The following is a 23,308-nucleotide window of genomic DNA, read 5'->3' on the forward strand; positions in this document are numbered from 1 at the left end:
TGTTTAGACGGTAAAATCGATACCAAGCTGCTCACGAAGTTCATCGCGGGTTTCTTGGTTTTCTAAGGCTTGGTTATCGATATAATATTGAATTGATTTTTGGTTCTTGTTTTCTATGTCACTGGCGCGGAAACTTGTTTGTTGACTATTGTCTAAAGATTCAATTTGTTCAAATAGTTCAGCACGATCCACCCCGTTGAATGATAACTGAGCGCTTTGTTGACTATCAGTTGCCTGCTTTTGATCCAAGCCTTCATTAGAAACAGGCTGTTTAGTAACCGCTTTTTTTGTATTGGTTATTAACCCAACATTGGATAAATTTGCTTGAATGTTCATGGGTGATAATTGCTACAATGTACCAACAAGAATGTCCTAACTTGTGACGTCTTTATTTCTATAGGATGACCAATCTAACACAATTATTAATATTTCACTATGAGTCCATTAGAGCGCTATTTGGCGGATCAAGCGCAAAACGGTTTTATTAAGGATGATGCGCAAAAACAGGTTATTCAGCGACTGAATGACTTATACATAAAACTGCAAGAACCGATCGCTCAGCCAGTTGAAAGCAAAGGTTTTTTCTCTAAATTCAAAAGCCAACCTAAACCAGCTATGAATGCGCCTAAAGGGCTTTATCTATGGGGTGGCGTTGGTCAGGGCAAAACCTATCTGATGGACATCTTTTACGATGCCTTGCCCTTTAAAGAAAAGCAGCGAACTCATTTTCATCGGTTCATGCAAAAGGTACATCATCAATTGGCTGAGATAACAAATGTAGAGGATCCACTACAGATTGTTGCGGATAAAATTGCTCGTGAATGCCGTGTGCTCTGCTTTGATGAGTTTTTTGTGTCAGATATTACAGATGCCATGCTTCTAGGGCGCTTATTTGAAGCCTTGTTTAAACGCGGAATATGCCTTGTTGCCACATCCAACATTGAGCCAGATGGCCTCTACAAAGGCGGTTTGCAGCGCGCTCGGTTTTTACCCGCTATCGCCGCGTTGAAAGCACATTGTGACGTGTTAAAGCTGGATAGTGGAACGGATTATCGACTACGTGAATTAGAGCAAGCTGAAATTTACCATTGGCCGCTCGATAAGCAAGCCGATAAGGTTTTAACCGAGCTGTTTGACCATTTGTCTGCAAATGATGTGGAACCCGAATCAAGCCTTGAGATAGAAGGGCGCAACGTTCAAGTTAAACATTGTGCTGAAGGTGTGGTTTGGTTTGATTACAAAGCGATTTGTGATATCCCCCGAGGTTCTGCCGATTACATAGAAATTTCGCGATGCTTTCATACAGTACTTGTGTCCAACGTTGTGGTGATGAATGACATGAGCAATGATTTGGCGAGTCGTTTCGTGAATCTAGTGGATGAGATGTATGATCATAATGTTAAGTTAGTTATGTCGGCTGAGGTATCGGCAGAAAAGCTATATCAAGGCAAAAAACTTGCATTTCAGTTTGAGCGTACGGTGAGTCGCTTGCTAGAAATGCAGTCTCATGACTATTTAGAAAGACCTCATTTACCGTAAAACAGGAGAATAACGATGGATAAACAGACACAATTAGAAATAGAAGCGGCCTCCTTTAGGCGAATTCTGCAACATTTTCAAACTCATACTGATGTGCAAAATATCGATCTTATGAATTTAGCCGATTTTTGCCGTAATTGCTTTTCAAAATGGTATATGGCAGAAGCCAAAGAACGTGGTGTGGATATTGATTATGATGCCGCGCGAGAAGTGGTTTATGGCATGCCTTTTTCAGAATGGAAGAGTCAATACCAAAAACCAGCAACGTCAGAACAGTTAGCGGAGTTTGAAGAGGGAGAAAAGAGGCGTAAGGGGAATCAATAATAGTCGGCCCGGCTTCTTGCTGTGCTAACAAAGGCGGCGTAGACCTTTGGGATAGGTGCGCTGCTTATTGTGCGTTCCAGGGAATGTGTTTTCTCGGTTCTGCTGGAGCTTAACCTAAGTTTGTTGCGTGCCGAACAGCTGTTGTGCTAAGCGGATTCGATCATTTATGGGTTGTTTGATGGTCTTCATGCGGTCAATTTGTTTTAAACGCTTTTGTAGCCCGGCTTGGTTAGCAATTTGAATGGTGAGCCCTGGGCGGGCATTTAGTTCTAGAATGACGGGCCCGTTTTTTTTATCTAAAACAATATCGGCGCCAAAATAACCGAGCTTTGTCATTTCATAACAAGCGGAAGCGAGTTGAAGTACTTCATTCCAGCGGGGTAGTTTTAGTTCATGAAAATGACAGCCCGTATCGGGGTGTGTTTCAACTTTAATGTCGTTTTGAACCGCATAAAGACTATGTCCATTGGCGATATCAATACCTACGCCGACAGCACCCTGATGTAAATTAGCTTTGCCATCGGAGGCATGGGTCGAACATCGCATCATCGCCATCACTGGATACCCGTGGTAAATAATAACTCTAATATCGGGCACGCCTTCATAACTATAGTTGCTGAGTATGGGGTCGAAATCGATCATATCTTCAATCATCGCCACATCTGGGCGGCCACCCAAGCTGTATAGGCCGCTGAGGATGTTAGAGGTATGTCGCCTAACGTCCTGAAAGCTTAAGGTTGCCCCGGTGGTTTTTATAAAGTTATCGCCTTGTCGATCAATGATAACCAAAATGCCTTTTCCGCCACTGCCTTGAGCGGGTTTAATAACAAACTTTTTACTCCCATGAAGCAGCTCTTCAAGAAGTTGTACTTCGTGTTGAATTTCTACCACGCCAATCAACTTGGGAACGGACATGCCCAGCTGTATTGCTGCCTTTTTGGTTTTTAATTTATTATCAACCAGCGGATAAAGTCGTCGATCATTGCCGCGGCCAATATAATCGATATTGCGACTGTTCATACCAAGAATGCCTTGCCGGCGTAATTGGCTAGGCGTTGCCCACTTCATTGGTCAAGTTTGCCTAAGTCACGAAAACGGTATAATTCTACTAGGCGGTAACCTGTGTATCGGCCAAGTAATAGCACAACACCCAACAAGCTAATCATTAGCTCAGGGAAGTTAAATGTAAGGTGCTTAACTAGTTCGACAGACATTAATAAGTAAGCAAGAGTAGCGGCAAATAAGCTTCCACTGCCTTGGATGAGCACTTCATGGCCACCTTCTTCCTCCCACAGAATGGACATTCTTTCAATAGTCCAAGCAAGGATAATAGTGGGGAAAAAAGTAACCGTGAGTAGTTGGTCAAAACCAAATTTATAGCTGACGATGCTGAGCGCCGCCATTAATAAAATAACCACAATCACCACTGCCGTTATTCGTGCGACGAGGAGTAAGTTTAGGTAACTCAGGTAGTAGCGGATCCATAAGCCTACGCCGACGACCAATAAAAAAATGAATAGCCCAGTCAGTAAGGTCGTTTGAATGAATGCCAGTGCAATCAATATAGGCATAAACGTTCCTGAAGTACGAATACCCACCAATACGCGAAGTAAAACGACAACGAGCGCGCCAACAGGAATTAACAATAAGCCTTTAAAAACGCCCTGTTGCTCTACGGGTAGGGAATAGATAGAAAAATCCAGTAGGAGCTGCTCTTGTACGTGTTGTTCCATAAATAACACGGTTTTAATGGGCAGCGTATTTCTAACCAGAGCAAATTCTAGCTGTGAACGTTCGCCACCGATCATATCGAGAACAGATTTTGCGCCGCGTTGCCAAACAAAGAAATTCTCGGGTAACCCTTGCTGCGCAGAAGAAGGGTTGAATACATGCCAGCGTTCAGCATCATGTATTTCTATTAGAGAATCTAACGTTTGTCGCCGTCGGCCATCTTCTAAAAATATACCCTTAACGGGCTGATGCGGGATCTTAGCAAAGGCCAAGATGTCCATAATAACAGCCAGTTTATTTTCCTCTCGGTTAGCCAATAAAAAGGCAGCATCTTGGCCTATATCGTCGAGTAACAACTGTTCTAGCAGTATTTTAGTAAAGCTGACAGAGTCGGATGAACGTTGTTTAAGTGATGACGTTATGGATTCTATAGCGGCTAACCGATCTGCGGTGAGTTCTGGAGGAATAATTACAGGTATTGGGCTATCTTCTAGCTCATCTGCACTTGTCCGATAAATTTCGAGTTTGTAATGAAGCGTCGTGTTTCGATCCAATGAATCACGGGTCCACTTTGCTTGTCGTTCAGCTTGGTTTTGGTCGATAATAAAATTAAAACCAGATGAGGCAAAGTGATCATCCAATATATTCCAGCCAGCTTGTGGGGTAGGTAGTGCCAGTGAAATTTCAATCGGGCCGCCAATAGGTTTGAAACTTATTTTTGACTCGACAGTCCAAACGGCCTGCTGTTGCCCAGGAGATAGAGGGAAGCCAAGCTCTAATCTTTTATACAGCGTTAGGCCAAGGCCAAGAGTAATAAATACTCCTGCTACAAGAATAATTTGTAATCGTGGAGAGATGTTCATGTATGCATGTTACTTGACAGTGTACTTGCGACTAACATCAACAATAGCGGTGTCGGTTAACAGGTTACGCCCGACCAGCAATTGGTAGTTGAAGTCAGTTCGGTCCGTTAGCGTAACATCGACAAGTTCTTTAATATTTCCCAATGATAGCCAAAGTTTAACAACATAACGCCGCTCAGGCTTTCCCCGTTTTTGTTTTATTAACACTTTACGATGGAGCTTTCGTTCTAATTTGGTTAGTGTGTTAGTTGTTCGGTTTCTCAAAAAGAACGTAATGCGCTTTTCCCCATCGCGTTCAACCAATTGAATGTTCTCGGCATGAATGGATGACGAATTTGCGCCAGTATCAATACGTGCGTCATACCAAGTTCCTGTCGGGCTAATTTGTACTTTTTCCACCTCACCAATAATTGGGAGGTTCAATTCTCCCCCCGTTTTAGCAGGAACGGGAACTTCTATGATTTTTTCTATAACTTTGGGTGAGGGACAAACTAGAGATTCATTAGTACGCTGAGAATTAAATGGAGGGTTTTTAAGAAGCATGCCATTGCAACCCGTCATTAAAAACAATAGAGCAATGGTTAGGCTAGGCAGCTTGATTATTTTATACACGCTTATTCACTATTTTCGCGAATGATGCATCAAATTATACCTCAAAATGAATAATTCAAGAGAGGGCTCATCATTCTGCCTCAGCGGGGGACTCATGTGTAGGTTAATGGGTTTGTAAATGGACCGTTTTGTTAAATGGCTCTATACAGTGAAAGTAATTTCTCGTGACCAGGCGTTAATAAGGGTGTAATCTTAATCGATCACAGCGAGCAAAATTCAAGTGAAAATTCAGATTGAAACGATGAATTTACCCGGCGCTGATGTTAGGCATATTTTTAATCATGACATTGCGTCCTGTACCCATCCCGATGTAGTGGGTAATTACCTGTATTCAGGGCGTGCGCTTGGGCTTAGCAGTCCGGCGGATATCGTTCAGCTTCATCCCTTCCTAAAAAAAGAATGGTCTTCAATTTCTCAGCATTACCGGCGTATTGGCCTTAGCCATAGTGAAAATATTATTTGGGATATTTCGTTTGATGTCCTCAAAAAATACCAAGATTTGGATGCCAGCCTTTTTTATTTCGGTGAGAAGGAGAATCAGGCGCGCCGAGATCACGCATGGATGAAAGTAGTTGATTATATTAATTCAAAAAATAATTTTGTCGCACTTGCCTCTCATTTGCGAATAGCTATCCCGAAAACCCTCTGTTTTCGTGGCAAAGAATGGTTTGCTGGTATCGAATTATTTCCTTATCCTTGTTATCTCAAAGCGGCTATATCTGTGGCTGGTATGGGGATATTTCGTTGTGAAACGTCGCAATCAGTCATCAAGGCATTGGCGTATTTTAATGAAGGTGTACCACTTCAGGTGCAGGCAGAGGTAGACGCGAAGGTTTTCCTCAACATGCAGTATTACTCAGACGATAAGGGTTTGATGCGATGGTTGGTGACTGAACAGGTTCTGGACGGTTATAGTCACAAAGGAAATCGTTACCCGTCTGGACATCAACCGTGGTGGGTTGTAGAACCGATGGCAGAGTGGTTGCATAGTAAAGGAATGAAAGGCATTTTCGCCTTCGATGTAGCAATAATCGAGACCCAAGACGAGCCCGAATATATGCCAATTGAATGCAACCCTCGCTACAACGGAGCCTCTTATCCATCAGGTATCGCCTGTAAACTTGGGCTCAAGTCATGGCTAGCAAAAGAATGTCACACTCGGCATGAACGACTGGATGACATTAACCTCGAAGGTATCGAATATGATTCGATGACTAAAATCGGTATAGTTATCGTTAATTGGGGTACTGTTTTGGCCGGTAAGCTTGGCGTACTAATTGCCGGCACACAAAGGCAACAAGCGGGTCTAGAAGCTGAATTGCTAACCCGGTTGTGATAGATCCTCCAATGAACAAACATACCATCAATATGAAAAATGGCGGTTAATGGAGAAGAACATTGCATGATAAGTATTCTTTAATGATTCACGGCGGTGCTGGTGCTCTCGATCATATAACCAACAGTAAGCAGGCCGTTCACTACTTAGAAAGTATGCGAGTCGTACTTGAGTATGGTCGTGAGGTAATGTCCCATGGTGGCAGCGCGCTTGAAGCGGCAGAATCGTGCTGTGCACTCCTTGAAGATGACCCTTTGTTTAATGCCGGTTGCGGCTCTGTGCTCAATGAATTTGGTAGAATCGAAATGGATGCGGCGCTGATGGATGGCCGTGATCTTTCCGCAGGAGCAGTTGCTGGAATTCACAATATTGCTAATCCTATACTACTGGCACGACTGGTGCTGGCACGTAGCGAGCACGTCATGCTCATCGGTAACGGCGCCATGAGATTTGCCGAGCATTGTGGGATGGGGAAAAAGGAAGACAGTTATTTTTTAACAAAAGACCGCGTAAAACAGTTTGAGGAAGCGCGAGAAAAAGGTGAAATCATGCTAGATCATGATGAAGAAGGTACTCAGCAGGAAGAAAAATACGGTACCGTTGGTGCCATTGCCAGAGACAGGTTCGGCAACCTTGCTGCTGCAACATCTACCGGCGGTATCGTCAACAAACGTCATGGCCGTGTTGGTGATTCGCCTCTGATAGGTGCTGGGGTTTACGCGGATAATGAAACTTGCGCAGTGTCCATGACCGGTTACGGTGAAGACTTTATGCGCACGGTATTAGCAAAAAGAATTGCCGATACTATCGAATTGCAACAACTTGATGCCAAGCAAGCCGTCATTAGAGCCATCGAATATCTAATAAATAAAGTCGAAGGACGTGGCGGAATGATTGTCATTGACAAGGATGGCCGTTGCGCCAGTGGCTTTACCACCAAACGAATGATACATGGCTGGATTGAACAAAGTGGTGAGATTGTTTGTACTTTTAAGCGTGAATAGACTTTCAGCGTGAACGCAATGAAGACCGTTACGTCATTGTCACCAATTCTTCAGCATTGGTCGGGTGAATAGCCACCGTGTCATCAAAGTCTTTCTTGGTTGCGCCCATCTTAATGGCTACGGCAAAGCCTTGAAGGATTTCATCTGAACTTTCACCAAACAGGTGGCAGCCAACTATTTTCTCTTCGCTTCCAACAGTAACAAGTTTCATGGTGGTGGGCTGTTTTGCTGTAGATAAGGCTTGAGTCATCGGATTAAAAGTGGAGGTGTATATTTTTACACTATCGCCGTATTGCTCTTTAGCTTGCTGTTCGGTTATGCCAATAGTACCGATTGGAGGGTGTGAAAAAATAACGCTGGGTACTAGGTTGTAGTCTAATTTTCGCTCAGTTTGTGCGTTGAATAAACGGTCACTTAAACGGCGTGCAGCGGCGATTGCTACCGGTGTTAGGGCTATTTCGCCGGTTACATCGCCAACGGCAAAGATATGGTCTTGCGTTGTTTTTTGCCATTCGTCGGCTGGAATAAAGCCGCGTTGATTGGTTTCTAAGCCGGCGTTTTGTAGGTTTAAACCGTTTGTGTTGGCGTCGCGGCCTATGGCCCAAAGCACTTCATCAAATTCACCTTTTAATGCGCCATTGGCCGTTTGGATAATCAGTTTTCCATGGATGGTTTTATCTATGGAGGTTGGTATGCTGTTTGTTTCCAGTTGCAGGCCTTGGTGCGCCATTGCTTTAGCGAGTTCTTCGCCGAGCATACTATCAAATTGCCTTAGTGCTTGTTGTTTACGAATAACAAGCGTGGTTTGTGTGCCAAGTGATTGAAAAACCCCGGCCAGTTCAACAGCAATAAAACCGGCGCCGATAACGGCTACTTTTTTTGGTTGCTGCTCTAGTTCAAAAAAATCGTCGGAGTTAATGCCGTACTCTGCGCCGGGAATATTTGGAATGGAGGGTTTGCCGCCGGTGGCGATAAGAAACCGCTCTGCGGTAATTTGTTGCTTTCCAACTTGAATAGTATGCGCGTCGATAAATGAAGCGCTGCCCTCAATATGATCAACGCCATTGTTGTTTAAATTCTTGGCATAAATGCCATTAAGGCGTTTGATGTAAGCATCTCTTTTTTGTTTAAGTTCGCTCCAATTAAAACCATTTAACGAAACATCAAAGCCATAATTTTTAGCGGCCCGAATTGTGTCGGCTGTTTCCGCTGCAAACCACATAACTTTTTTAGGTACGCAACCTACATTAACGCAGGTGCCGCCTAATCGTGCTTGTTCAATAACGGCGCATTTGGCGCCATAAGAAGCCGCTCTGTTTGCACCAGCAATGCCACCGCTACCGCCGCCAATGGAAATTAAATCGTAATCATATTTCATAAAATACAAGTGGTTACATTAGTTAGTTAAAGTAAAATATTTTCTAAAATTTTGCTGTAGGTTGATGAAAGTAACTCTAGATCATCAACACTAACGCATTCGTTAATTTTATGAATGGTTTCATTCACTGGGCCAAGCTCGATCAACTGCGCGCCAGTGGGTGCAATAAAGCGCCCATCAGAGGTGCCGCCAGCGGTAGATAAGATGGTTTTGATACCGGTTACGTCGAGGATGGCTTTTTCAACGGCGCTGGTTAGTGTTCCTTTTTCTGTAATAAAGGGCAGGCCAGATACCTTCCAAGTGAGTTCATAATTGTCTGATTGCTGGTCGACGATGTAGGTGACACGACGCTTAATTTCTTCCGGAGTGAGTTCGCTTGAAAAACGTAAATTGAAGATGAGTTCAAGCTGGCCGGGCACGACATTTTCTACCCCTGTACCGGAATTGATATTGGATATTTGAAAACTGGTGGGTGGGAAATAATCATTACCTTCGTCCCACTTTTCTGCCGTTAGCTTTGGCAAAATAGGTGATAAGGCATGAATAGGGTTGTTAACTAATTCAGGGTAAGCAACGTGACCTTGTTTACCGAATAAAGTTAAGTAGCCATTAATGGAACCGCGTCGGCCAACGCGTACCATGTCGCCAAGTTCTTTGTAACTTGATGGCTCGCCGACAATACAAAAATCAATTTTTTCATTTCGCTGATTAAGCGTGTCGATCACTTTTACAGTACCATCTAGCGCCGGCCCTTCTTCATCGCTGGTGATTAAAAATGAGATGGAGCCTTGATGATTTTCATGGCTATTAATGAAGCTGTCGCATGCCGTTAACATTGCGGCAAGGCTGCCTTTCATATCTGCCGCACCACGCCCATATAACAAGCCATCCTTAATGGTTGGTTCAAATGGCGGCGTGTTCCACTCGCTTAACGGCCCTGTTGGAACAACATCGGTGTGACCTGCAAAACAAAATAATGGCGCTTCGGTCCCTTTTCTTGCCCACATGTTGCGGGTTTTGCCAAAGTTCATCCATTCAATATTGAACCCACGTTGCTGCAGATAACCAGCCATTAAATCCATGCAACATGCGTCGTCCGGCGTTAACGATGGTTTTTTAAGCAGTTCAATAGCAAGCTTTAGCGTGTCAGTCATACCGAAAATATCTCTTGATAGTCGTTAGCAGAAAAACCAAGTTTAAGGGCTTCTCCGGTATCAAGGATAGGGCGCTTAATAATGGCGGGGTTGTCTAACATAAGCGAAACAGCACTTTGTTGGTTAATAGACTCTTTAACTGTGTCATCAAGCTTGCGCCAAGTAGTGCCGCGTTTGTTAACCATCTGTTCCCAACCGAGAGCACTTTCAAGTGTATTTAATAGTGACTCGGTTAGGCCGTCTTGCCGATAGTCGTGGAAAACAAACTCGACACCATTATCATTAAGCCATTTTTTGGCTTTTTTAATGGTGTCGCAGTTTTTAATACCGTACATAACAACAGGCATATTAGTCTCTTAGTAATTCGTTTAAACCCGTTTTGCTACGTGTTTTTGCGTCTACTGTTTTGATGATAATCGCCGCGTATAAACTGTGTGTACCATCTTTAGACGGTAAATTACCGGGAACAACAACAGAATAAGCGGGTACACGGCCATACGTGGTTTCACCGGTCATACGGTTGTAAATCTTGGTGCTTTGGCCAATGTAGACACCCATTGAAATAACAGAGCCTTCTTCGACGATAACGCCTTCTACGATTTCTGAACGCGCGCCGATGAAGCAGTTGTCTTCAATAATCGTTGGGCCGGCTTGAAGCGGTTCAAGTACGCCACCGATGCCAACACCGCCTGAAAGGTGAACGTTTTTACCAATTTGAGCACATGAGCCGACGGTTGCCCAACCATCTACCATTGTGCCGCTGTCGACGTAAGCGCCAATATTAACAAAAGAAGGCATGAGAACTACGTTAGGGGCAATGAAGGAACCTGCGCGAACGACAGAACCTGGCACTGCGCGCATGCCACCTTTTTTGAAGTCATCTTCTGAATAGTTTGCGAATTTAGTTTCAACTTTGTCGTAGTAACCGTTTACATCGCCTTCCATGACGCGGTTATCGTTGATTTTAAACGACAGTAGAACAGCTTTCTTTAGCCATTGATTTACCACCCAATCGCCGTCTTTCTTCTCAGCAACACGTCCTTCACCACTGTCTAGCAAGGCAAGAGATTGCTCAACGGCGTTACGAATTTCAGTTGAAACGGTTTTAGAGTCGAAATCAGCGCGGTTTTCGAAGGCCTCATTAATGATGTTTTCTAGGTTTTGCATGTGTTTATCCTGTTATGTTTAAGTTTTTTAAAGTGTTTGTATGAACTGTTTGATTCTTTGTGCGGCTTCTAGGCATTCGTCAACCGGTGCTACAAGCGCCATGCGTACATGGTTTAAGCCAGGGTTGCCGCTTGCTGTGTCTCGTGCGAGGTATTGCCCAGGCAGTACCGTAATATGTTGCTGGGCGAATAGCTGCTGGGCAAAATCAATATCTGAAATAGGTGTTTTAGCCCATAAATAAAAGCCGGCATCGGGTGCTTTAACGTCTAAGCTGTTGCCAAGTATGTTCAAAACATCACGGAATTTTTGCGTATACAGCTGGCGGTTTTTTACAACATGCTCTTCATCAGCCCAAGCGGCAATACTGGCGTGTTGGGTCGGCGTTGGCATAGTGCAACCGTGGTAGGTACGATAGTTGAAGTAGTTTTTTAGAATGCTTGCATCGCCAGCAACAAAGCCAGAACGTAAGCCCGGTGCATTCGAGCGTTTAGACAGGCTGTGAAAAACCACGCAACGTGCAAAATCTGTGTTGCCCATTGCCTGACTAACCTCCAGTAAGCCTAAGGGTTTTGCCTGATCACTGGTGTAAATTTCTGAATAGCATTCATCGGCGGCAATAATGAAGTCATATTGATGTGCCAATTCGATGAGTTGTTTGAGCTGCTCTTTATTGTGTGTTGCACCACTGGGGTTGCCTGGATTGCAAAGGTAGAGTAGCTGACAGTTTTCCCAAGTGTCGGCGCTAACGCTAGCGTAATCGGGTAAGTAATTATTCTCTTTATCGCAATTGATAAAGTAAGGGGTTGCGCCAGCCAGTAGGGCGGCACCTTCGTAAATCTGATAAAAAGGGTTAGGCATTGCCACGATGGCGTGATTGCTTCGTTTAATAACGCACTGCGCAAATGAGAACAGTGCTTCACGCGTTCCACTGACGGGTAAAATATTTGTCTCAGGGTCGAGTGCATAATCGCTAAGGCCAAAGCGCTGAGTAAGCCAGTTGGCGATACCTTGACGTAATGAATCGAGTCCCCTTGTTGTGGGGTATTGCCCCAAAGTATGTAGGTGTTCTAACAAGGCCTCGGTGATTATTTGAGGCGTTGGGTGTTTGGGTTCACCTACCGATAATGCGATGTGCTCTAGATCGACAGGGGGCGTGATTCCCTGTTTTAGTTTAGCGAGCTTTTCAAAAGGGTAAGGCTGGAGGTGTGCCAAATCAGAGTTCATAGCGAAAGGGTGTGTTTTGTAACCTGATAGTATAGGCGATTAGTGATTAGGATAAAATCGCCTAGCTAACAATAATATGTAAACAGATGACAGATAAGCGACTACAAATTTTTGCTAAAGCACCGGTACAAGGTCAAGTTAAAACGCGCTTAATACCCGATCTTGGCGAGAAAGCGGCCTGTGATGTGTACCTTGATTTATTGGAACGGACCGTGAGTTTAGCCGCGCAAACCAGCTATAAAACCCAATTATGGTGTGCGCCAGATCAGCGACATGAATATTTTCAAGATCAAGCAAAAAACAATGTTGTTGAGTTGCATGATCAATATGGTTCTGGCTTGGGCGAACGAATGCACTGTGCACTTAAAGAGGGACTTGAAAGTGCTGAAAAGGTTGTACTGATAGGGTCTGACTGCCCGGTTTTTACGGTAAATTATTTGGCAAAAGCGTTTGATGCGCTAACGAGCTCAGATGTTGTTTTAGGCCCAGCTGAAGATGGGGGCTTCGTGCTAGTAGGGTGTCGGAAGGCACAGGCGGATATGTTTCACGGTGTTAATTGGGGAGATTCAGCTGTATTAGAGCAGACACTTGCTGCATTAGAGTCGGCAAAGTTAACTCATCATTTACTGCCCATACTGTGGGACGTTGATACTTTCGATGACCTAAAGCGTTGGTGGGCTATTAAAGAAAATTGCGGTTAGGGAGTGCCTCTGGTGGCAACTAATGTGGGCTTTGTCTTCATGTTTATGAAGGCTCATGTTTGTTAATAAAATCAGCAATCAATTGAAGGGAGCCGGAGCCGAGTTCTACGTTGACCACCTTATTGTTTTCTACAAAAACAGTTGTCGGTATGGTTTTAATATTAAATTTCCGTGCGGTTTCTAAATCGCTCGATATATCAAAGGCGATAATTTGCTGATGCTGCCTAACGACAGGCGTTATATTTTTACACGCATCACACTCAGGGCTGAAAAAATAATATATCTGCCAGCTGTCTGATTCGCCGACTCTATCACCCAAGAGAGGGTTTGTTTTCCCGATCAGTTTAAATTGGCTTAAATAAATCTGTCCAAAATAAAGGATTACTAAAACAATAATAGCGGCAACAAAAACGAGAGTGTAATTCAATTTGCAGTTTAATTTGGTTTTTGGAGGTCAAGTATAAGCGCTTTTAAAAAACGTGTGGCTTCGCCGCCGGTAACGACTCGGTGATCAACGGTGATTGATAACGGTAATATGTTTTTTATAACGATCTCCCCATCGACCACAACGGCTTCTTCACGTGCCTTACCCGCACCAACAATAGCAACAGTTGGCGGTAATACGACGGGCATTGCGTAACGACCTGCGATGCTGCCGTAATTTGATAAGGTAATGGTGTAGCCGCGTAACTCATCGGCTGAAAAGCTCCGTTGTTCAATTTTGGTTTTTAATTCGCTTAGCTTGGCTTGAATGCTACTGAGGTCTTCCTGTTCAATATCACGTAGAACGGCAACAAATAAGCCTTGGGGTGCGTCTATTGCGAGCCCGAGATGGATGGCTTTTAAAACACGCCTTCCTATAGCGTGCGAGTCAAACCAAGCATTTAAAGCGGGTTCTGCCTGACAAGCAACAATGAGTGCTCGAATTAGCCTCGGTGTGATATCAGCCGTGCGTTGAATGAGGCTTATATCGGCATCATCGACCACGGTAGCAGGCGCTACCTGTGTGTGTGATTGACTCATATTGCGTGCCATTGCTCGGCGTACACCTCTGAGCGGTTCCATTGGGCCGACCTTGGCTAAAATTTTAGCGACACGCCTAACGTCATCTGATTGAATTAAACCATCATGACCGCTAGGGGTGACGACCGATAGGTCAACGTCTAAGCGGTGAGCGAGTGCCCTGACGGCGGGCGTGGCTTTGGCGATAAACGTTTGGCCCGTTTTTGTTGAAGGATTTTCTATAATGATGCTGTCACTGGTTTCCACTTCACCGACGACGGTGCCCGCATCTTGTTGGTTGTCACCTTCAAATTCCACTAGTGGGTCACCCGTTTTTATGACGTCGTTGATGGCACCGTACAAGTGGGTAACGGTGCCAGAAACAGGCGAGGGGATCTCAATGATTGCTTTCGCGGTCTCAACTGAGACTAAGGGATCGCTGGCTGATATGGTGTCGCCAACGTTGACGTGCCATTCGACGATCTCAGCATCGGGCAGGCCTTCTCCTAAGTCAGGTAAATGAAAGATATTCATTGGTACTCCATTGTTTTAAGAGCTGAGCCAATAATACGCTCGGTGCTTGGCATGTAAAAGTGCTCGTTTTGAAACATGGGCATGACCGTGTCGTATCCGGTAACGCGAAGAATGGGAGCGAGTAGAGAGGTAATATTTTTTTCAGCCAGTTGCGCCGCTATTTCTGCACCGACACCACCCGTTTTGGCGGCCTCGTGAATGATGACGCAGCGTCCTGTTTTATTAACAGAGTCGATAATAGTGTTGATGTCGAGGGGTTTTATCGTTGCGACATCTATCACTTCTGCATCGATACCCTGTTGGGCCAATTGTTTAGCGGCTTGCAATGTTTCTTTAAGCATAGCGCCCCAACTGACGAGTGTTAAATCAATGCCTTCACGAAGTATAAAACAAGTATCTAAGGGTAGGGGGTGAGCATTGTCTTCAATGGCTTGTTTACCATCACGGTAAATGCGCTTGGGTTCAAGAAAAATAACGGGGTCTGGGTCTTGTATGGCTGCAATCAAAAGCCCGTATGCGCGAGCGGGTGATGAGGGTATAACGACGCGTAATCCGGGGATGTGGGCGAAAATGGCTTCGGTACTTTCCGAATGGTGCTCTGGTGCGTGAATGCCGCCGCCAAACGGTACTCGTATGACCATAGGGCAACTTAAACGCCCGCGTGTCCGATTTCGTAGTCGAGCGGCGTGGTTTAAAATTTGATCAATGGCGGGGTAGATAAAGCCCATAAACTGAATTTCCACGATAGGAATCAAGCCTTGACTCGCCATCCCAATGGACATACCCACGATAGCCGATTCAGCCAGCGGTGTATCAACAACACGTTGCTCTCCAAATTCTTGTTGTAATTTGTCGGTAGCGCGGAAAACGCCACCATTGGTACCGACATCTTCACCCAACACGACGATATGTTCGTTTGCCCGCATTTGATTAGCGAGTGCATTATTTATCGCTTCAACCATTGTCCATTCATTCATGATGTTTGAGTTCCTCTAGAAACGCTTGCTTCTGTTCGGCAAGGCTGTCTGGTAATTGCTGGTACATATAGTCGAAGAATTCACTGGGTTGTTGAGGAGGAAGGTTTTTATAGGTTTCAACGGCAGCATCAACCCGTTGTTGGCACAGTTCGTATAAATCCTGATCTTCAGTTTTACTCCAAGAAAAGGTATTAGTTAAGAAACGTTTGTAGCGTATTAATGGTTCCTTTTGACGGGCATTATCTAGCTCTGTTGGATTCATATAACGAGATGAATCATCGGCTGTGGTATGGTCACAAATTCGATAGGTAACAGCCTCTATAAAAAAAGGTTTATTGTTTAGGCGAATTTTTTCGAGGGCATTTTGAATGCTTAACAATAAGCCCAAGACGTCATTACCGTCTACTCGTATGGCATCTATGCCCGCAGAAGTCGCCTTGTGGGCGATAGTTTCTGAAGCTGTTTGATGCTGTAACGGAACGGATATAGCCCATTGGTTATTGTTAACAATGAATAGCGTTGGTAACGACATGGCGCCGGCAATGTTTAATGATTCATAGAAATCGCCCTTGGAGGTTGCGCCGTCGCCACAGGTGACAACGGCAACATTTTGTTTTTTCTGATACTTTAAGGCGAATGCGATACCTATCGCGTGACATAGCTGGGTCGCAATTGGAACACACAGTGGGAAGTCTTTTGCTTGATGTGAAAAGTTGCTGCCCCGCTCATCGCCACCCCAGTATTGCAGGATTTCTTCTAGCAGCACGCCGCGCTGTATTTGTGCGGCTATATCACGGTAATAAGGAATTAATACATCGTCTGCCAACACGGCTTTGCCAATGGCCGTGCCGATGGCTTCTTGTCCTCTAGTTGAGGCGTAGGTGCCAATGGAGCCGGTCCTTTGTAAATTAATGGCGGTTTCGTCGAAAAGCCTTGTGGTGACGAGAGTCCGATAAAGGTCGATCAGTAGCTCTTTTTTATTGAGCGAATCGGGCAGAGGGTGCAATAAAACACCATCCTCATCTAAGGATCTAAAACATTCAATTGTGAACCCATTTTTATTATTCATTGGTGGTCCTCTACATGGATGTAGTCGGCTCGTTAGGCAACTTACGCGTTTAAAAGTTCAGCTGTTTTGGCATTAAACGTTAAGCTTAATGACGTTGTAAATAATCTTAATGTTTATAGTTGGCGAGTTATAATGCGCGACTAATAAAAGGTTGCCATTCATAAATCATATCACTAATGAACGCTGTTAATTCTCCATTGCAAATCGTAACCTCAAATAAGCTTACTAAGTTATACGGCGGCAAAAAGGTCGTTAATGAGCTGGATCTCATTATTGATACGGGTTGTTTTTGCGGAATTTTGGGTCCGAACGGAGCTGGTAAAACGACGACATTAAGAATGTTGATTGGGCATTGTCCTATGGATAGTGGTGAATTATCTATTTTTGGTTTAGCCATGCCGCAAAACGCATCCCTAATTAGGGAGTCCGTGGGTGTGGTTCCTCAAATGGATAATTTGGATCCAGATTTTACTGTTAAAGAAAACCTATACGTGTACGGTCGGTTTTTTGGCATTGATTCGGTGACGTTAAAGGAACGGACTAAGGAATTACTCGAATTTGCCTCGTTAGAAGAAAAGGCGGATTGTAAAATATCGGAATTATCAGGCGGTATGCGGCGTCGTTTAACCTTGGCGAGAGCGTTAATTAATAAACCTAAAATGTTGATTTTGGATGAGCCAACAACAGGCTTAGACCCACAAGCTCGACAGGCTATTTGGCAAAAGCTACGCGAATTAAAGAAACAAGGTTTAACGCTTATTTTAACGACCCACTATATGGAAGAAGCAGAACGCTTGTGTGACCGTGTGATTGTTATGGATCATGGCGAGGTCATGGCTGATGCGCCACCAAAACAATTGATAAGAGGTGAAATTGAGGCGCATGTGCTTGAAGTTCATGCGGCACCAGATGATTTAGTCGACAAGCTAAAACAAGATAAATCTATAGCGCGTTTTGAAAAGTCCGGTGATATCTGTTTTTTCTACGGTGAAAAATTGACCTATGCACTAGAGGTGCTGGAGCAGGATTTGCATGATGATTATTTATTTCGTCCGGCAAACTTAGAGGACGTTTTTATCAAATTAACCGGGCGAGATCTTCGTGAATAAGTTGGCTAATATGGTGCTTTTTTTATCGAGAAGCCTATCAATCTGGTCGAGAAATATTCGTGTTTGGGGCAAGCTTGCTGGTCCTTCACTAATGGGTAATTTTGGTGAGCCACTACTGTATCTACTGGTGTTAGGTTATGGCCTAGGTAAATTTGTGGGTGAAATTGAAGGCTTGTCGTACATGGCCTTTTTGGCCTCCGGTGTTATTTGCACGAGTGCCGTTAATTCAGCTAGTTTTGAAGGAATGTACTCTGCTTATACGCGAATGGATGTACAGCAAACATGGATCGGAATGTTGGCCACGCCGATTAATGTTGGTGAAGTGGTTTTTGGCGAGATACTTTGGGCGGCCACTAAAAGCCTTATTAGTGTTGTTGCTATTTTGATTGTTGCGACAGGCTTGGGCTTGGTTGAAAATGGCTGGGCGATATTTATTTTGCCGGTCGCTTTTTTAACGGGGCTGTGCTTTGCATCATTAGCGTTACTGGTGACCTCCAGCGCCAAAAGCTATGATTTTTTCCTGTATTACACAACACTGTTTATTACACCTATGGTGTTGTTAAGTGGCGTTTTCTTTCCAATCGATACATTACCTGATACGGTGCAGTGGTTAGCCAAGGTGTTGCCTCTGTATCACGCGATTTCTTTGGTGCGACCGCTGATGACTGGCGGTGAGGTTTCGTCAGTGTTTTTACACGTGTTTGTGTTGGCGACGTTTGGAACGACTGCTGCGATGTTAGCCTCTTTCCGGATAAGGAAAAGGCTCATAAAATGAGCCTTTTTTATCAATATAAAAAGCTCTAGATAGTTTATTCCGATACGATAATTTTATTTCGTCCGGTCTCTTTTGCTTCGTACAAAGCATTATCTGCACGTTCTATAAAAGAGTCTACGCTGTCATCATTTATGAGAATTGCAATACCAGCAGAAACCGTGACTTTGCCGATGGTTTCTCCCCTATCTTTGCGTTGAAGTTTGCTATTACACATAGCTGTGCGTATTTTTTCGGCTAATTGTTTTACGTCAGCTATTGCTAAACCGGTTAAAAGGATTGCAAATTCTTCGCCGCCATACCTAGCGATGTGGTGATCTGAGCCAATTATCTGGGTTATAAGGGCTGAGACATAACGAATAATACGATCGCCTACAAGGTGACCAAAGTTGTCGTTAACGCGCTTAAAGTGATCGATATCGAGCATGATTAACGTAGTATTCGCTTTTTTCTGACCGTAAACGGCAGTGTCCATGGCTTTGTCAAAAGCGCCTCGATTTTTGAGTCCTGTTAAAGAGTCTTTTTCTGCACTAGCTCTTACAGCCTCAAGCTCTGCTTTCATCTTGCTGATTTCAGCGCTCGTTTCTTGCATGCGAGCTTGAGTTGTTTGATTTTCCTTAACCATTTTGCGAGTATCTTGCATTATTTGTTGCAGGATAAGCGCAGTCGTTTGTGGGTCATTGGTGGACGATAAAGTGGCTGCGTGTTTGTTAATAACGTTGTCGTATTCGCCGGCCCCATTGTTAACGTGTTGTACCTCTTCTGAAGCCTCAAACATGACTTTTTCCAAAGACTGCTGGATTTTCTCTTGTTGTTCTAGAGGAGCGCCACCGTTGATGTATTTCTCATACAGCTCAAGCATGATGACAATGCTAAAGGGCTTTTTCTCGCTAATGAGGGTATCGACTACTTCATTAAGAGCTTGTGAGGAACCTGATAGGTAACAATAAAATATAGAGTAATTGATGGGTGTGGGTGCTAGCTTATGCTGGGATAGCATAGGGATAACTTGTCTAAGGTACTCGGCGGCTTGTCTGAGTTCGTCTTGTTGTAACATTGAGTTTCCTAGCGTTATGGCGGATTATAAAATTCTTTTTCTGTCGGTAATAATAATACAAAACGGTATGTTTGTTGCAATAAAGCGCCGCTTTATGGGGTTGGTTTGCAAGAATTCCTGAGTTTTGCTCGCGGTTGTGACGTAGTTCAATAATTTAGTGGCTGTATGTGGACGCTGTATTCTAGCAATTCAGAGTCAGCACGAAGTTTGCCTATGTTATAACAATGTCTTCCTTTATATAGTTCTTGATAAATTATATGTTTTCTATTTATCGTATTGTATTATTTACATTTTTAATGCTGCCTAGCGCACAGGCGGATTTGTATAAAAAAACGGATGAGCATGGCCGTGTATTTTTTACAGATAGGCCTGTGGGTGGTGGCTATCGGCTGGTTATGCAAACGCCTAGAAAAGGCACGATTAAATATAAAAATTTTCAGCAAAACCGCCGTAAATTAACTCCCTTAATTCGACAGAAAGCAAGAAAGCATAAAGTGGATCCGGCGCTTGTCATGGCAGTAATTCATGCTGAGTCCGCTTATGATAAAAATGCATTATCAATGGCTGGAGCAGTGGGCTTGATGCAGTTGATGCCAGCAACTGCTCGGCGATTTGGGGTTAGTAACCGTAACGATGCGGCGCAAAATGTTACTGGTGGTGTTCGCTATTTGCGGCATTTGTTAGAAAGGTATAAATTTGATATTAGGTTGGCGTTGGCCGCATACAACGCGGGTGAATCAGCTGTTTCAAAGTATGGGAACAAGGTGCCGCCATATCCAGAAACGCAAAATTATGTTAAAAAAGTTGTGGCTTATTACCAAAATTATTTAAGTGGGAATAAGGACTTTTAGTAACGAAAATTTAATAGAAGGTTAATATGCGTTTATTACACACGATGTTACGTGTAGCTGATTTAGATCGTTCAATTCAGTTTTATACTGAGGTGCTTGGAATGACATTGCTGAGAAAGCGGGATTTCAAAGAGGCTCGGTTCACGCTGGCGTTTGTTGGGTTTAAAGCAGAAAGTGAAGAAGCGGTTATTGAATTAACGCATAATTGGGATGTTGGAGAATACGATCAAGGGAATGCGTTTGGACATATTGCTATACAGGTTGATGATGTATACGAAGCCTGTGAATTGATACGACAAAAAGGTGGTGAAATAACACGAGAAGCCGGTCCAATGAAGGGTACTGACAGCATTTTAGCGTTTGTTAAAGACCCTGATGGGTACTCGATAGAGCTATTGAATTAGCATTTAAAGAACCTTGATGCCCATTGTATTTAGTATATTCGCCAACTTAATTAATGGTAGGCCGACAAGGGCATTTGGGTCGTCACCTTCAATTTTTTCAAACAAGGCAATGCCTAAGCCCTCTGACTTAAAAGCAGCAGCGCAACCATATGGTTTATCGCGTTTGACGTAGTTTGTTATTTCTTCTAAAGATAGGTTTTTCATGTGAACGCTACAAATGTCTGTATCGATGATTGTTTCGTTAGTTTTAGAATTTAGAACACATAGGCTGGTGTAGAAGGTAATAGTGTTCCCAGAAGAAAGCGTTAGTTGTTGAATGGATTTCTCGAATGAGCCGGGTTTGGTTAATTGTCTGTCGCCGAGCATGGCGACTTGATCGGAACCAATAATGAGGTGGTCTGGAAAATTTATGGCTAGAGCGCTCGCTTTTTCAGTAGCAAGTCGTTTTGACAGTGTTAGCGGTGTTTCGTTTGGTTTGCTTGACTCATCTATATCCGGCGATGCGGTGTCAAAAGTTGCGTAAATTTTTTCCAGCAGCTCTTTTCGGAAAGGAGAGCTAGAAGCTAATACTAATTTTGGATTTTTTTTCATATAATATACCGATCTAAATTAATGCTATTTTACCTAATATGAGCAAATCATTACAGATAGAAGTTGATCCGTTACTGTGCGCAAGTCAGGAGCGAGTTATCACAGGTGCGCTACCTTACGAGGAATTGAAACAGATTCAAGGTGATATCGAGTCATCTAGTTTACCCATAAAGGTGGATTTAATGTTTTCGAGAGCTGGTAAATTTGTTGTTTTGACGGGTCGGATTTCAGCTAATCTCGTGTTACAATGCGCCGCCTGCTTGGAATCAATGGATTTTTCAGTAGAAATAGACGTTAAATTGGCGATTATTAATGATGAGGCGCTGATGACTTTGGTGCCGGATGGTTATGAGCCCTATTTGTATGAAGGGGATCGATTGCTGATGAGTGATGTTGTTGAAGCTGAAGTCGTTTTAATACTTCCAAGCATCGGCAGACACGAAGTTTGTCCGGTAGAACTACCAAAAAGTAGTGCAAGTAAAGATTTCGTGCATGAAACGGAAAAGAAGAAAAATCCGTTTGAGGCGCTAGAAAAGTTAAAGTTGAATTGATTCAGAAGGTATCACACCTGTTTCAATGACGCTTATTCCCTATGGGTATAAAACAAAATTCAGTAAAGCGTAAAGCGCTTTGCTTCAAGAACACTTGTGGTTGAAGACCATGAGGAAATATTAATTCTCTGGAGAATTTGAGATGGCAGTACAAAAAAGTAAAAAATCACGTTCAAAACGCGGCATGCGTCGTTCACACGATGCGCTAACAGCAGAAACATTGTCTGTTGAGCCAACAACGGGCGAAGTCCACTTACGTCATCACGTAAGTGCTGACGGTTTCTACCGTGGCGAACAAGTCGTAGCTGATAAAGACTAGTCTCGTTTTGGCCTTAGTTTATAAGGCCATTAAATTCCGTATTTATAAGCAGGACCTTGTGTGATGTTTAATGCGAAAATAACGGGTACAGGTAGTTACCTACCTGAAAAAATAGTTACAAATAAAGACTTTGAATCCATTCTAGATACGTCTGATGAATGGATTTATGCGCGAACGGGTATAAGGCAACGACACGTCATCGCTGAGGATGAGTCTACCTCTAGCATGGCGGAAATTGCAGCTAATAATGCGCTAGAGGCAGCAGGTGTTAACGCTTCTGAAATTGACTTGATTATAGTTGGCACAAGTTCGCCCGATAGGGTCTTTCCAAGTACAGCATGTATTTTGCAAAACAGGTTAGGGGTGGGTGATTGTGCCGCCTTTGATGTTCAGGCAGCTTGCTCAGGCTTTATTTATGCATTGGGGATTGCAAACCAGTTTATAAAATCGGGCGGCGCTAGGAAAGCGCTAGTTATTGGTGCGGAAGCAAATTCAAGAATTCTAGATTATGCTGATCGCAGTACATGCGTCATCTTTGGCGATGGTGCTGGTGCAGTGGTGGTTGAAGCAACTGAAGAGCTTGGCATATTATCAACGCATCTGCATTCAGACGGTCAATATAAAGACCTTCTATACATAAATAATCCGATTAAAGACCAAAAGCAAGATGGTGATCAAGCCTACATGACAATGCACGGTAATGACGTGTATAAAGTGGCGGTTAAAACCTTAAGTCGCATCGTTGATGAAACGCTTGCGGCCAATAATATGCTTAAATCAGATATTGATTGGCTAATACCGCATCAAGCTAACATCAGGATTATATCGTCGGTTGCTAAGAAGCTTGGTATGCCGATGGAAAAGGTTGTCCTAACAATCGAAGAGCAAGGTAATACCTCGGCAGCATCAGTTCCTTTAGCACTTGATAAAGCCGTCAGAGATGGCAGAATTAAAAAAGGTGAAACGGTATTGATGGAGGCGTTTGGTGGGGGCTTCGTTTGGGGGTCCGCCTTAGTAATAATATAAGTGTTAACAGACA

At 43.7% G+C, this 23,308-nt stretch carries 27 protein-coding genes; 12 read left to right on the forward strand and 15 right to left on the reverse strand.

The genetic code is table 11. The features are described 5' to 3' along the window. Positions 1-3 precede the first annotated feature (3 nt). Positions 4-336 (reverse strand): hypothetical protein, encoded by a 333-nt coding sequence (locus tag AB1Y31_03855; GenBank protein ID MEW4982299.1) that lies wholly within the window; start codon positions 334-336, stop codon positions 4-6. 99 nt (positions 337-435) lie between these two features. Here AB1Y31_03855 and zapE point away from each other — a divergent pair, with 99 nt between their 5' ends. Then, positions 436-1,539, forward strand: coding sequence for a cell division protein ZapE (gene zapE / locus AB1Y31_03860; protein MEW4982300.1), 1,104 nt, complete (start codon positions 436-438; stop codon positions 1,537-1,539). Positions 1,540-1,554: 15 nt separating this feature from the next. After that, positions 1,555-1,863 (forward strand): DUF1244 domain-containing protein, encoded by a 309-nt coding sequence (locus tag AB1Y31_03865; protein MEW4982301.1) that lies wholly within the window; start codon positions 1,555-1,557, stop codon positions 1,861-1,863. Between the two features lie 114 nt (positions 1,864-1,977). Here AB1Y31_03865 and AB1Y31_03870 read toward each other — a convergent pair whose 3' ends face one another. From AB1Y31_03870 to AB1Y31_03880, 3 genes are read right to left on the reverse strand one after another with little or no spacing between them, the layout of a single operon-like run. Then, on the reverse strand, positions 1,978-2,931 hold the full coding sequence (locus AB1Y31_03870; GenBank protein ID MEW4982302.1) for an alpha-L-glutamate ligase-like protein: 954 nt from the start codon (positions 2,929-2,931) through the stop codon (positions 1,978-1,980). Continuing rightward, the gene (locus tag AB1Y31_03875) at positions 2,928-4,457 is read right to left on the reverse strand and encodes an inactive transglutaminase family protein (GenBank protein ID MEW4982303.1); all 1,530 of its coding nucleotides are present in this window, start codon (positions 4,455-4,457) and stop codon (positions 2,928-2,930) included. Before AB1Y31_03875 ends, AB1Y31_03870 begins: the two co-directional genes overlap by 4 nt. A gap of 9 nt (positions 4,458-4,466) precedes the next feature. Continuing rightward, positions 4,467-5,069: a RimK/LysX family protein gene (locus AB1Y31_03880; protein ID MEW4982304.1), complete on the reverse strand. Its 603-nt coding sequence runs from the start codon at positions 5,067-5,069 to the stop codon at positions 4,467-4,469. Positions 5,070-5,289: 220 nt separating this feature from the next. Here AB1Y31_03880 and AB1Y31_03885 point away from each other — a divergent pair, with 220 nt between their 5' ends. Then, positions 5,290-6,405 (forward strand): hypothetical protein, encoded by a 1,116-nt coding sequence (locus AB1Y31_03885; GenBank protein ID MEW4982305.1) that lies wholly within the window; start codon positions 5,290-5,292, stop codon positions 6,403-6,405. A 62-nt stretch (positions 6,406-6,467) separates the two neighbouring features. Next, positions 6,468-7,409 (forward strand): isoaspartyl peptidase/L-asparaginase family protein, encoded by a 942-nt coding sequence (locus AB1Y31_03890; GenBank protein MEW4982306.1) that lies wholly within the window; start codon positions 6,468-6,470, stop codon positions 7,407-7,409. A gap of 28 nt (positions 7,410-7,437) precedes the next feature. Here the strand turns inward: AB1Y31_03890 and gorA are convergent, their stop codons facing one another. Genes gorA through dapC form a run of 5 tightly spaced genes read right to left on the reverse strand, consistent with a single transcriptional unit; the run spans position 7,438 to position 12,332 of the window. After that, positions 7,438-8,787 carry a glutathione-disulfide reductase gene (gene gorA, locus AB1Y31_03895; protein MEW4982307.1) on the reverse strand — a complete coding sequence of 450 codons (1,350 nt, stop codon included), beginning with the start codon at positions 8,785-8,787 and terminating at the stop codon, positions 7,438-7,440. A gap of 26 nt (positions 8,788-8,813) precedes the next feature. Next, a complete protein-coding gene (dapE, locus tag AB1Y31_03900) occupies positions 8,814-9,941 on the reverse strand; it encodes a succinyl-diaminopimelate desuccinylase (protein MEW4982308.1) in 1,128 nt (375 codons plus the stop codon). Continuing rightward, positions 9,938-10,288 (reverse strand): ArsC family reductase, encoded by a 351-nt coding sequence (locus AB1Y31_03905; GenBank protein ID MEW4982309.1) that lies wholly within the window; start codon positions 10,286-10,288, stop codon positions 9,938-9,940. The genes dapE and AB1Y31_03905 overlap by 4 nt, the downstream gene beginning before the upstream one ends. Position 10,289: 1 nt before the next feature. Then, positions 10,290-11,108 carry a 2,3,4,5-tetrahydropyridine-2,6-dicarboxylate N-succinyltransferase gene (dapD, locus tag AB1Y31_03910; GenBank protein MEW4982310.1) on the reverse strand — a complete coding sequence of 273 codons (819 nt, stop codon included), beginning with the start codon at positions 11,106-11,108 and terminating at the stop codon, positions 10,290-10,292. A 27-nt stretch (positions 11,109-11,135) separates the two neighbouring features. After that, complete coding sequence (gene dapC, locus AB1Y31_03915; protein ID MEW4982311.1) at positions 11,136-12,332, reverse strand: succinyldiaminopimelate transaminase; 1,197 nt, start codon at positions 12,330-12,332, stop codon at positions 11,136-11,138. An 86-nt stretch (positions 12,333-12,418) separates the two neighbouring features. Here dapC and AB1Y31_03920 point away from each other — a divergent pair, with 86 nt between their 5' ends. Next, positions 12,419-13,033: a TIGR04282 family arsenosugar biosynthesis glycosyltransferase gene (locus AB1Y31_03920; protein MEW4982312.1), complete on the forward strand. Its 615-nt coding sequence runs from the start codon at positions 12,419-12,421 to the stop codon at positions 13,031-13,033. Between the two features lie 43 nt (positions 13,034-13,076). Here the strand turns inward: AB1Y31_03920 and AB1Y31_03925 are convergent, their stop codons facing one another. The 4 genes from AB1Y31_03925 to pdhA all read right to left on the reverse strand — a co-directional run bounded on the left by AB1Y31_03925 (position 13,077) and on the right by pdhA (position 16,615). Continuing rightward, complete coding sequence (locus AB1Y31_03925) at positions 13,077-13,352, reverse strand: thioredoxin family protein (protein MEW4982313.1); 276 nt, start codon at positions 13,350-13,352, stop codon at positions 13,077-13,079. A 116-nt stretch (positions 13,353-13,468) separates the two neighbouring features. Next, positions 13,469-14,569: a dihydrolipoamide acetyltransferase family protein gene (locus AB1Y31_03930; GenBank protein ID MEW4982314.1), complete on the reverse strand. Its 1,101-nt coding sequence runs from the start codon at positions 14,567-14,569 to the stop codon at positions 13,469-13,471. Continuing rightward, complete coding sequence (locus AB1Y31_03935) at positions 14,566-15,546, reverse strand: alpha-ketoacid dehydrogenase subunit beta (protein MEW4982315.1); 981 nt, start codon at positions 15,544-15,546, stop codon at positions 14,566-14,568. Before AB1Y31_03935 ends, AB1Y31_03930 begins: the two co-directional genes overlap by 4 nt. Further along, positions 15,539-16,615, reverse strand: a complete 1,077-nt coding sequence (gene pdhA / locus AB1Y31_03940) for a pyruvate dehydrogenase (acetyl-transferring) E1 component subunit alpha (GenBank protein ID MEW4982316.1) — start codon at positions 16,613-16,615, stop codon at positions 15,539-15,541. Before pdhA ends, AB1Y31_03935 begins: the two co-directional genes overlap by 8 nt. Positions 16,616-16,791: 176 nt before the next feature. Here pdhA and AB1Y31_03945 point away from each other — a divergent pair, with 176 nt between their 5' ends. Together AB1Y31_03945 and AB1Y31_03950 are read left to right on the forward strand one after the other, a co-directional pair. Then, positions 16,792-17,724, forward strand: a complete 933-nt coding sequence (locus AB1Y31_03945) for an ATP-binding cassette domain-containing protein (GenBank protein ID MEW4982317.1) — start codon at positions 16,792-16,794, stop codon at positions 17,722-17,724. After that, positions 17,717-18,499, forward strand: coding sequence for an ABC transporter permease (locus AB1Y31_03950; protein MEW4982318.1), 783 nt, complete (start codon positions 17,717-17,719; stop codon positions 18,497-18,499). The genes AB1Y31_03945 and AB1Y31_03950 overlap by 8 nt, the downstream gene beginning before the upstream one ends. 34 nt (positions 18,500-18,533) lie before the next feature. Here AB1Y31_03950 and AB1Y31_03955 read toward each other — a convergent pair whose 3' ends face one another. Next, positions 18,534-19,553: a GGDEF domain-containing protein gene (locus AB1Y31_03955; GenBank protein ID MEW4982319.1), complete on the reverse strand. Its 1,020-nt coding sequence runs from the start codon at positions 19,551-19,553 to the stop codon at positions 18,534-18,536. Positions 19,554-19,810: 257 nt separating this feature from the next. Here AB1Y31_03955 and AB1Y31_03960 point away from each other — a divergent pair, with 257 nt between their 5' ends. Further along, positions 19,811-20,404: a lytic transglycosylase domain-containing protein gene (locus AB1Y31_03960; protein MEW4982320.1), complete on the forward strand. Its 594-nt coding sequence runs from the start codon at positions 19,811-19,813 to the stop codon at positions 20,402-20,404. Between the two features lie 26 nt (positions 20,405-20,430). Continuing rightward, the gene (gene gloA / locus AB1Y31_03965) at positions 20,431-20,808 is read left to right on the forward strand and encodes a lactoylglutathione lyase (protein ID MEW4982321.1); all 378 of its coding nucleotides are present in this window, start codon (positions 20,431-20,433) and stop codon (positions 20,806-20,808) included. A 3-nt stretch (positions 20,809-20,811) separates the two neighbouring features. Here gloA and AB1Y31_03970 read toward each other — a convergent pair whose 3' ends face one another. After that, the gene (locus AB1Y31_03970) at positions 20,812-21,399 is read right to left on the reverse strand and encodes a Maf family nucleotide pyrophosphatase (protein ID MEW4982322.1); all 588 of its coding nucleotides are present in this window, start codon (positions 21,397-21,399) and stop codon (positions 20,812-20,814) included. Positions 21,400-21,437: 38 nt separating this feature from the next. Here AB1Y31_03970 and AB1Y31_03975 point away from each other — a divergent pair, with 38 nt between their 5' ends. The 3 genes from AB1Y31_03975 to AB1Y31_03985 all read left to right on the forward strand — a co-directional run bounded on the left by AB1Y31_03975 (position 21,438) and on the right by AB1Y31_03985 (position 23,295). Continuing rightward, the gene (locus AB1Y31_03975) at positions 21,438-21,950 is read left to right on the forward strand and encodes a DUF177 domain-containing protein (protein MEW4982323.1); all 513 of its coding nucleotides are present in this window, start codon (positions 21,438-21,440) and stop codon (positions 21,948-21,950) included. Between the two features lie 142 nt (positions 21,951-22,092). Next, entirely contained in the window at positions 22,093-22,269 is a 177-nt protein-coding gene (gene rpmF / locus AB1Y31_03980) for a 50S ribosomal protein L32 (protein ID MEW4982324.1), read from the forward strand. 63 nt (positions 22,270-22,332) lie between these two features. Next, entirely contained in the window at positions 22,333-23,295 is a 963-nt protein-coding gene (locus tag AB1Y31_03985) for a beta-ketoacyl-ACP synthase III (GenBank protein ID MEW4982325.1), read from the forward strand. Positions 23,296-23,308: the final 13 nt, after the last annotated feature.

The sequence above is a fragment of the Cycloclasticus sp. genome (genome assembly GCA_040743155.1).
Lineage (GTDB): Bacteria > Pseudomonadota > Gammaproteobacteria > Methylococcales > Cycloclasticaceae > Cycloclasticus.